This window comes from Brevibacillus sp. HB1.1 (assembly GCF_013332445.1).
GTDB lineage: Bacteria > Bacillota > Bacilli > Brevibacillales > Brevibacillaceae > Brevibacillus > Brevibacillus porteri.
On record NZ_JABMIV010000024.1, the window covers coordinates 1 to 9,331 of the forward strand.

Annotated in this window: 8 protein-coding genes and 5 tRNA genes; 1 reads left to right on the forward strand and 12 read right to left on the reverse strand. The window is 47.6% G+C overall.

Translation table 11 applies throughout. The features are described from left to right. Positions 1 to 324: 324 nt before the first annotated feature. The 6 genes from glmS to sigW form a co-directional block, all read right to left on the reverse strand. Positions 325 to 2,157 (reverse strand): glutamine--fructose-6-phosphate transaminase (isomerizing), encoded by a 1,833-nt coding sequence (gene glmS / locus HPY27_RS29635; protein WP_069852815.1) that lies wholly within the window; start codon positions 2,155 to 2,157, stop codon positions 325 to 327. Positions 2,158 to 2,640: 483 nt separating this feature from the next. Further along, positions 2,641 to 3,987, reverse strand: a complete 1,347-nt coding sequence (gene glmM, locus HPY27_RS29640) for a phosphoglucosamine mutase (RefSeq protein ID WP_017247075.1) — start codon at positions 3,985 to 3,987, stop codon at positions 2,641 to 2,643. 43 nt (positions 3,988 to 4,030) lie between these two features. Continuing rightward, the gene (locus HPY27_RS29645) at positions 4,031 to 5,278 is read right to left on the reverse strand and encodes a CdaR family protein (RefSeq protein ID WP_017247074.1); all 1,248 of its coding nucleotides are present in this window, start codon (positions 5,276 to 5,278) and stop codon (positions 4,031 to 4,033) included. After that, positions 5,271 to 6,095 (reverse strand): diadenylate cyclase CdaA, encoded by an 825-nt coding sequence (gene cdaA / locus HPY27_RS29650; protein ID WP_017247073.1) that lies wholly within the window; start codon positions 6,093 to 6,095, stop codon positions 5,271 to 5,273. Before cdaA ends, HPY27_RS29645 begins: the two co-directional genes overlap by 8 nt. Before the next feature lie 105 nt (positions 6,096 to 6,200). Next, positions 6,201 to 6,824: a zf-HC2 domain-containing protein gene (locus HPY27_RS29655; protein WP_017247072.1), complete on the reverse strand. Its 624-nt coding sequence runs from the start codon at positions 6,822 to 6,824 to the stop codon at positions 6,201 to 6,203. Positions 6,825 to 6,841: 17 nt separating this feature from the next. Then, a complete protein-coding gene (sigW, locus tag HPY27_RS29660; RefSeq protein ID WP_016742677.1) occupies positions 6,842 to 7,405 on the reverse strand; it encodes an RNA polymerase sigma factor SigW in 564 nt (187 codons plus the stop codon). 170 nt (positions 7,406 to 7,575) lie between these two features. Here sigW and HPY27_RS29665 point away from each other — a divergent pair, with 170 nt between their 5' ends. Further along, positions 7,576 to 7,734 (forward strand): aspartyl-phosphate phosphatase Spo0E family protein, encoded by a 159-nt coding sequence (locus HPY27_RS29665; RefSeq protein WP_017247071.1) that lies wholly within the window; start codon positions 7,576 to 7,578, stop codon positions 7,732 to 7,734. A gap of 93 nt (positions 7,735 to 7,827) precedes the next feature. On the opposite strand, the gene rocF is transcribed toward HPY27_RS29665, so the two are convergent. From rocF to HPY27_RS29695, 6 genes are all read right to left on the reverse strand, one after another. Then, on the reverse strand, positions 7,828 to 8,724 hold the full coding sequence (gene rocF / locus HPY27_RS29670; protein ID WP_026042930.1) for an arginase: 897 nt from the start codon (positions 8,722 to 8,724) through the stop codon (positions 7,828 to 7,830). A gap of 171 nt (positions 8,725 to 8,895) precedes the next feature. After that, a tRNA-Gly gene (locus HPY27_RS29675) sits at positions 8,896 to 8,969 on the reverse strand. A 9-nt stretch (positions 8,970 to 8,978) separates the two neighbouring features. Beyond that, positions 8,979 to 9,055, reverse strand: a tRNA-Pro gene (locus HPY27_RS29680). A gap of 5 nt (positions 9,056 to 9,060) precedes the next feature. After that, positions 9,061 to 9,137 (reverse strand) — tRNA-Arg (locus HPY27_RS29685). Positions 9,138 to 9,157: 20 nt separating this feature from the next. Beyond that, positions 9,158 to 9,233 (reverse strand) — tRNA-Lys (locus HPY27_RS29690). Between the two features lie 6 nt (positions 9,234 to 9,239). Next, positions 9,240 to 9,314, reverse strand: a tRNA-Gln gene (locus tag HPY27_RS29695). Positions 9,315 to 9,331 lie beyond the last annotated feature (17 nt).

The following is a 9,331-nucleotide window of genomic DNA, read 5'->3' on the forward strand; positions in this document are numbered from 1 at the left end:
AACACGATAATTAAGTGTTAGACTGGCTGAGTTTATTGGGTCCACTTTATTCGCTTTTCTTATAAACTTTATTCGGTTACCTATAGTCAAAATAGTATCACCCCTTGATGGAATAAAAGAAGTCCCGATGATCATTAACTCCATCATCGGGACTAAACTAAGCAGTTTCACACTTTTTTACTGGTTTCACTGTTCTTTTTACGTAACATCAAAGTGACAAACTTCATTACTCAGTTACAGACTTTATTACCTAGTGACAAAGTCTATTATTTAGTGACAGACTTTATTATCTCTGAACAAAAAGGATGTTCTTATTCTTCTACCCTACTCAACCGTCACACTCTTCGCCAAGTTCCGTGGTTTATCCACGTCAAGGCCACGAGCGACAGAAGCGTAGTAAGCAAGCAATTGCAATGGAATGACGGTCAGAATCGGTGTGAGCATTGGCAGAGTGGCTGGCATGTAAATGACCTCATCCACACTCTTTGCCAGGTCGTGGTTACCTTCAGTCGCAAAGCCCAGTACATGAGCGCCGCGAGCTTTTACTTCCACGATGTTGCTTACCGTTTTTTCGTAGATGTCTGGTTGCGTAGCCAAAGCTACAACTGGAACATTATCTTCAATCAGCGCAAGTGTACCGTGCTTCAGCTCACCAGCTGGATACGCCTCGGAGTGAATGTAGGAGATTTCCTTCAGCTTCAGAGAGCCTTCCAGCGATACCGCATAGTCGAGGCTGCGGCCGATGAAGAACAGGCTGCTTACCTCTTTTGTGCCCTCTGCAAAGCGACGAATTTGATCATCGTCATTCAGCATGGAAGCGATTTTGCCAGGGATCTCGCTCAGGTGCTCAACGACCTCAGCAACCTCAGCAGCCGCCATGGTGCCTTTTACTTGAGCCAGATACAGGCTGAACAAGTACAGGGCAACGACTTGGGAGGTGTATGCTTTCGTAGATGCTACCGCTACTTCTGGACCCGCCCACGTAAAGATCACTTCGTCAGCTTCACGAGCTACAGAGCTGCCTACCACGTTGGTGATAGCCAATACCTTCACGTTGCTCTTCTTCGCCTCACGCAGCGCAGCCAGCGTGTCTGCTGTCTCACCAGATTGGCTGATGACGATCATCAGTGTCTTGTCTGTGTAGATCGGATCACGATAACGGAACTCGGAAGCGACTGCTACCTCTACAGGTACGCGAGTCCATTTTTCGATAACATCCTTACCGACGAGACCTGCGTGCATGGAAGTACCGCATGCCACGATGTAGATGCGATCGTATGTCGCCAGCTCTGCATCGCTCATTTTCAGCTCAGGCAAAATCACTCGCTTGTTGTCCTCGTCAATGCGGGCGCCCATGGTATCGCGAACAGCTTGAGGCTGCTCGTGCATTTCCTTGAGCATGAAGGAATCATATCCGCCTTTTTCCGCTTGTACCAGATCCCACTCGACATGGAACAGTTCCCGCTCGATTTTCTCGCCGGTCTCTGCGTTCATCAGTTCCACACCATCGCGAGTCAATACAGCCATTTCGCCTTCGTTCAAAATGTACACGTCACGTGTATGCTCCAAAATAGCCGGGATATCCGAACCGATAAAGCTCTCGCCTTGACCCACACCAACTACCAACGGGCTAGCCAAACGAATCGCTACCAGCTTATCTGGCTCGTGCTCTGTCATGATCCCCAATGCATAGGCACCACGCATGCGTTGAACAGCACGACGCGCTGTAGAAACGATATCGCCGTCGTACATGTCAGCGAGCAAGTGAGCGATAACCTCGGTATCTGTCTCAGAAGTAAACGTGTAGCCTTTTTCCAGCAGCTCTTCTTTCAATGGCAGGAAGTTTTCGATGATCCCGTTGTGAACGACTGCAAAAGCCGATTTCTCGTCTGTATGTGGGTGGGAGTTCTCGTCAGACGGTTTTCCGTGTGTCGCCCAACGCGTATGCCCGATTCCCATAGAACCAGCCAATGGATTCGACTCCAAACGACCTTCGAGAACAGCCAGGCGCCCCTGAGCTTTTGAGTACTCCAATCCGTTTGCATTCACGACAGCGACCCCTGCTGAATCATAGCCGCGATACTCCAGCTTGCGAAGTCCTCCGATCACGATGTCTTGCGCTTGTTTATTTCCAATATATCCAACGATTCCGCACATAAGTGTATGGTCCCCTTCCAATTTTGGCGAGGGACTTCGACCCGAACAATGGTACGGGGGTGAGTCCCCCGCCATTCCATGTTTTTTATATGATCATTCTGTTTCATCTATTTCGGCAATGGCAAAAAACATATCACACGCAAGGTTTTGTCCATCAGATCACCCTGATGTTTTGTCCCTGCGCTCTGCGGCAGTGATACTGCTACCGGGAGGTATCCGCCGAATGCTTCGATAAACCTCCACCTCGTCCACTGGGCTCCATGTCGGGCAGCCTCAGTGCTGGCGCTTTTCAATGGTATGCATTTGATTTACGATGCTTGTTCTTTTTTGCACAATCCCTCCCAATTTTTTCTTTCTTGGTGCTAGCGCACATGAACACTGTACCACAGATTGTGGAGAGCGACAATATCTCGTCGTCGTATTTTAGTTGTATGCAAAAGGGAGCGGCATCGAAACCGCTCCCTGCTACTTTTTACACTAATTTTACACCAGTTCTTGTTTAACCACGTCAACAATCCGATTCACGAGCCCTTCCAACTGAGCCGCATCTGGACCTTCTGCCATGACACGCACGATTGGCTCTGTTCCGGACGGACGAACCAGAACGCGACCATTGCCAGCCAAATCTTCTTCCACTTCACGAATCGCCTGCGCAATCGCTTCATTGCCATTCAGCTTTGACTTGTCCTCTACACGGACATTGATCAGAAGCTGCGGATACTTGACCATCACTTGTTTGAGCTCGGACAACGGCTTGCCAGACTCCTTGATGATGTTCAAGAGCTGCAGACCCGTTAACAGACCGTCTCCTGTCGTATTGTAGTCCAGGAAGACGATATGACCGGACTGTTCGCCACCGAGATTATAGCCGCCGCGCAGCATCTCTTCTACTACGTAGCGATCCCCTACAGCAGTCTTCGTCGTATTGATGGAGCACTCTTCCATCCCTTTGAAGAAGCCCATGTTAGCCATTACTGTCGTGACAACTGTATTGTTGTTGAGCTTTCCTTTTGCCTTGAGTGCTCGTGCACAGACCGCCATAATATAGTCGCCGTCGATGATTTCACCATTATTATCTACTGCAATGCAGCGATCCGCGTCCCCATCAAAGGAAAGACCCAGGTCTGCTTTATGCTTCAATACTTCTTCTACTAGACGTTCAGGATGCGTTGAACCGCACTGGTCATTGATGTTGATTCCATTCGGATTCGCACCAATCGTGATCACTTCAGCGTCCACATCCGCAAACAGACGAGCTGCCAATGATGAGACAGCACCATTTGCACAGTCCAAGACTACCTTCAGACCGTCAAATCGCTCAGATACGGTACTCTTCAAGTGAGAGAGGTACTTTTGTCCACCCTCCAGGAATTCCAGAACCGTCCCGATTTGTTCGCCTGTTGGTCGAGGCAAAGTGTCCTCTGCCGCGTCCAAATACTGTTCTACTTCAGCTTCCACTTCGTCGGACAGTTTAAAACCGTTGCTGCCGAAGAACTTGATTCCGTTATCCGGAAACGGATTGTGAGAGGCGGAGATCATAACACCCGCATCTGCACCAAGTGCACGTGTGAGATACGCTACCCCCGAGGTGGAGATAACACCCAATCTGACCACTTCTGCTCCAACCGATAACAGTCCAGCCAAAAGTGCGTTTTCCAGCATTTGTCCGGAAATGCGCGTATCGCGCCCAATCACCACTTTTGGTTTCCCTTCCTGCTTGTGTCTGGTGAGAACGTAACCGCCAACGCGTCCGATTTTAAATGCCAGTTCGGGTGTCAGTTGTGTATTTGCTACACCGCGTACACCGTCTGTTCCGAAATACTTCCCCATGATTGTCCCTCATTTCCTTCCTTGTGCACACAACAGCTTATGTCTACCTTTGCTTGTTCGTGATTTGAATTGTGACCTTTCTAGGTGCGCCCGCAGAAGTCTTGATATACTCCGACTGATTGAAGATGTAATTCAATGGTACTTCGTATACACCCGCCGGCATATTGCTGACATCTGCTACGACCTGCAAGTCTTCATGCCTCAACTGATTCAGCACGTCTGGTGCGCCGATCACGTCGAAGTCGATTGTAGACATCTCTTGGCCATCGGTGGATAGTACCTTTGCTTCCATGCTTTCTGATAGCCCGCTAATGCGAATCGGAATTTTATCCAAACGCTTGGTCGTTGATGGAACGACTTTCAGCGATACGGTCACATACTCCGGCTCGACCTTCACAATATTATCCATTAACGGTATCTTTAACTCTATATCGCGATCTGATGTAATGTTGCCGAGATCGATTTCCGGGCCTGGGTATGTGTTGGATTTGATGCCATCAATGACTTCCTTCGGTCCATAGACCGTGACCTCTTCCACATTCATACCCATACTAGCCAAACTATAGCCATTTGGTAATTCATTCGTCAAGTTTAATTTGATTGGCACTTTGGCAAACGGACTCGTTACGGGGATGTTCACTTCTACCGTAAGTGGCACCACATCGGCCCCTTGAATCACGTTACCAGACTTGTCCACGACTTTGAGCGGAACCGTTGTCTTGATTGCCGAAGTAGCCCCTTCCAAATCAACCGAAGCCTTAACTGCTGCTACCTTATTCACTTGGCTTTCAGGTACCCTTACAAGCGCTCTAAACGGCTTCACAATTGGCTCTCCGGCCGTGTAACCAGGGGCGACCTGTCCCAATTTCTCCACGGAAACTTCACGCTCAACGGTCTTTTTCTCTTCCAAGGTAATTTCCACGATATTCGGTATGATCCCTACCTTGACTTCATCCGGGAATCCCTTGTACTGGACAGGTACACGATGTGTTCCTTTGCCCAGGCTTGTCGCATCGACATACACTTCCCACGATTCCTCTGGGAAGAAATTGTGTCGATAAAAAGGATTATTGCTTTCCAAGGCGACCTTTACCGTTCGTTGCTGCTTGACCACCTGATAACGATCGGTATCGTATCTCACATGCAAATTGACACTATCAATAAAAGTTGGCTGACTTGCCTCAGGAGTCGTCGTTTGTTCTGCTTCCAGATTGACAATCATCCATGTCATGATAGCCAAAAGCAACGCAACAGCACGTGCAAACCAGTGACTGTTTAACCATTTATCCATGTTTTCGCCTCCATTGCCAACGACTTCCCATGGATTTGCCTTTGGACAGAGGCTGAAGCTGTTCTGTCAGCATCTCTGCCAGTTGCGCCTCCGTCAGATTGCGATTCATTGCTCCATGCGCGGCAAAGGACACCTGACCAGTCTCTTCGGATACGATGATCGCAATGCCATCGGAAACCTCACTTAACCCTATTGCCGCACGATGGCGCGTCCCCAACTCCTTGGAGATGGAATTGTTTTCAGACAGTGGAAGATAACAGGCAGCAGCCATAATCATATCTTTTCGCATAATGACTGCACCATCATGCAACGGTGTATTCGGGATGAAAATATTAATCAACAGCTCTGAGCTGACTCGCCCGTTAATGCCAATACCCGTTTCCACGTAGTCATTTAGACCCGTCTCTCTCTCAATGACGATCAATGCACCAATACGACGCTTGGCCATGTACGTAACCGATTTGCCCACCTCTTGAACCAAGCGGCTGACAGCCTCGTCATCCTGCGTACTGCTTGAACGGGAAAAAAGCTTGCCTCGACCAAGCTGCTCCAGTGCTCGACGCAACTCCGGTTGGAAGATGATGACGACCGCCAAAACCCCGAATGTAAAAGCTTGATTCATCAGCGCGTGCAGTGCCGTCAGCTGAAAATATTTGCTAAGGAACCATGTGATGACGATGACCATAATCCCCTTCAGCAATTGTACAGCGCGCGTCCCACGAATAAGCATAATGATTTTATAGAACACGTATGTAACGAGTAAAATATCCGTTGCATACCGTAGCAAATCCCCATATTCCATGGATATCGATATCATAACGAAGCCCCCATATCTCGCTCCATCTAATGAAGTCAGTCTATCTCCTGCGGAAAAAGCACGGCTCCACTGCCGTGCTCTGATAGCTGTACTCTCTATTTTCTCTTATGGCAAGATCGGAAGCAAGTCATTTCCAATATTTTTCACCTCATACCAAATCCAATCTACGATTGCTTCGATTGATTCGGTATTTCCCACGACTTGGGCGGTCGATGCCACGAACACTTTTCCTTCAATAGCCACAACATTTCCTGTTACATGGCCTTGAACATCTACGTTTCCGTTGCGGACAACCAGGTCTCCATTAATATTGGTTCCTGCTGGTACAACTACGACATTGCGTTCACGATCTATTTTTAATTTATCCAAATTAGCAGAGGATACCTGTAAAGTGTCATCTCGGTCAAACCAACTGTTGAATACGCTGCCGGTCATCAAAAAGAGAAATACCGCTGCAGCTGTCAAAAACGGATGATTTCGAAGCCATCCTGATAACAGATTCGCTTTTGTCGGCGCAGGCAATTGCGCAAGTACACGAGCTGTAAAATCAGAAGAGACATGAATATGTGAAGCGCTTTGAACAAACGCGATGGCTCTCTGCAACTCATGCATATGCTGGCGACAACTCACACAAGACTGTATATGTGTTTGCAATTGCAGATTGGCTAATTCATCAGTGTCCCCATCTAAATATTCGTGGATGAGGCAAATCATATCCCGGCATTCCATCGTGATTTTCTCCTTTCTCACATCAATCGCAACTTGCTGCGTAATGCTTCCCTTCCTCGGTGGATACGCGTCTTGATTGTCGTTATGGGAAGCTTTACGATATCGCTGATCTCCTGCAACGACAAATCCTCAATATAACGCAAGATCATAATCGAGCGATATTTGGGCTGTAAGTGAGACAAAGCATCTTGCACCGTCTCCTGCAGCTCCTGCGTTACGACTTTGTCTTCCGGTGTTCGCTCGTTAGAAGACAGGCGTGAATACCAGTCCAGGCCTTGCCCTGGTTCGGTTTCTTCATCCAATGAAAAGTCAGGTCGTTTTTTCCGGCCACGGTCGATACATAGATTGGTCGCGATCCTGTAGATCCACGTGGAGAACTTATAGCTGTCATCGTATGAATGCAAATTGGCATAGACACGCAAAAATGTTTCTTGCGCAATGTCCTCTGCATCCTGACGGTTTCCCACCATACGATATGCGAGCTGAAATATCTTGTCTTTATAAATCTCGATTAACTCTGCAAAAGCTTCACGGTCTCCGCGTTTTGCCCGCTGAGTCAACCGTTTCTCTACAAAATCCATGCGATCCTCCCCACAATACCGTAATCCTATATACGGATGTTACTGCATATGGTTTCATTTTTTATCTTGTGTTTGTGCGGATAATTTGTTGGGAAATAGAGGAATAAGCGTCTTGCTTTCCTCTATATATAAGTAATGATAGCTCATTTATCTCACGGGTGGAAAGGAGAGTGCAACGATTGTCAAAAAAAGACGTTCTCCTCGAGATTGAGATGCTGCGAAAAGAACTCAACGAACAGTACAAAAAACAAGCCTGCATTACTCCAGAATTAGTTACGCTAAGTGTACAACTGGACCAGCTATTAAATAAACTTCGTCTCCATCCTTAGAATGTACCGCTTTCCCCTATCAATGTAAAGATGCGGAAAAACAAAAAAAGAGGGCCAAAAGCCTCTCTTTTTTCATGATGATCTTCATTTATTTTACAGTAATTTATCACCAAAAACGGAACTCATTAAAGCGACTGCAACGCGAGCTGTCATGTTTTCTCGGTCTAGAATCGGGTTGACCTCTACGAATTCTGCCGAACAAAGAATATCTGCATCTGCCAGCATTTCCAATGAGACATGCCCTTCACGATAGGAGATACCACCTATTACTGGCGTCCCTACTCCCGGAGCATCGTGTGGATCAAGTCCATCCAAATCGAGACTCAAATGCACGCCATCTGTGTTTTTGGACACATGTGCGATTGCTTCATCCATGACTCGAGCCATACCCAATTTATCAATTTCATGCATGGTGAAAACCTTCATTCCAATACGCTTGATTAATTCACGCTCACCTTGATCCAGATCACGCGCACCGATGATGACCACGTTTTCTGCTTGTACCTTTGGTGTATATCCCCCAATGCTCGTCAGACGCTCATGCCCATAACCCAAGCTCGCTGCCAAAGGCATACCGTGAATATTTCCCGATGGAGAAGTGGCACCCGTATTCAGATCACCATGAGCATCAAACCAAATCACGCCCAGGTTTTTTACGTGCTTAGCCACACCTGCAATGGTTCCAAGGGCAATGCTGTGATCGCCCCCCAATACGAGCGGGAATCGACCAGCAGTCATGATATCGCTTACAACATTGGCAAGCTTTTCATTGGCTTCCACGACTTCATCCAGGTATTTATGGTTTTCCGTCTCGGTGAAGTGGTGAGGACGCGTTACAAAAATATCTCCTCGGTCTTCAATATTGAAACCCATCTTTTCCAAGCGTGCTACCACACCCGCATAACGGATAGCGCTAGGTCCCATATCAACTCCGCGGCGGTCTGCACCTAGATCCATCGGTACACCAACAATGCTCATGTTTTTGTTCATAGAAGTGCCACCCTTTCCTTCGTTCATTCATTCTCTACCCCTATATTGTAGCCTCGGAAAGCAAAATGACTCAACTCGACATGATTTTGCATAAATAACCTGTCGGACAAGCTTTGTCAAAAACACAAAAAAACGAGCAACCCTTTCGGTTTCTCGTTTCTAGTAAGCATATGGAGCGGGTGATGGGAATCGAACCCACGCGACCAGCTTGGAAGGCTGGAGTTCTACCATTGAACTACACCCGCATATAAAAATGGTCGGGAAGACAGGATTCGAACCTGCGACCCCTTGGTCCCAAGCCAAGTACTCTACCAAGCTGAGCTACTTCCCGATAAGTGGCGTGCCCTGAGAGATTCGAACTCCCGACCTTTTGATTCGTAGTCAAACGCTCTATCCAGCTGAGCTAAGGGCACCTATTATGATTTTAAAAAACTGGTGAGCCATGAAGGACTCGAACCTTCGACCCTCTGATTAAAAGTCAGATGCTCTACCAACTGAGCTAATGGCTCGCAAAATGGCTGGGGTACTAGGATTTGAACCTAGGAATGACGGAGTCAAAGTCCGTTGCCTTACCGCTTGGCTATACCCCAACAACCCGCAAAATAAA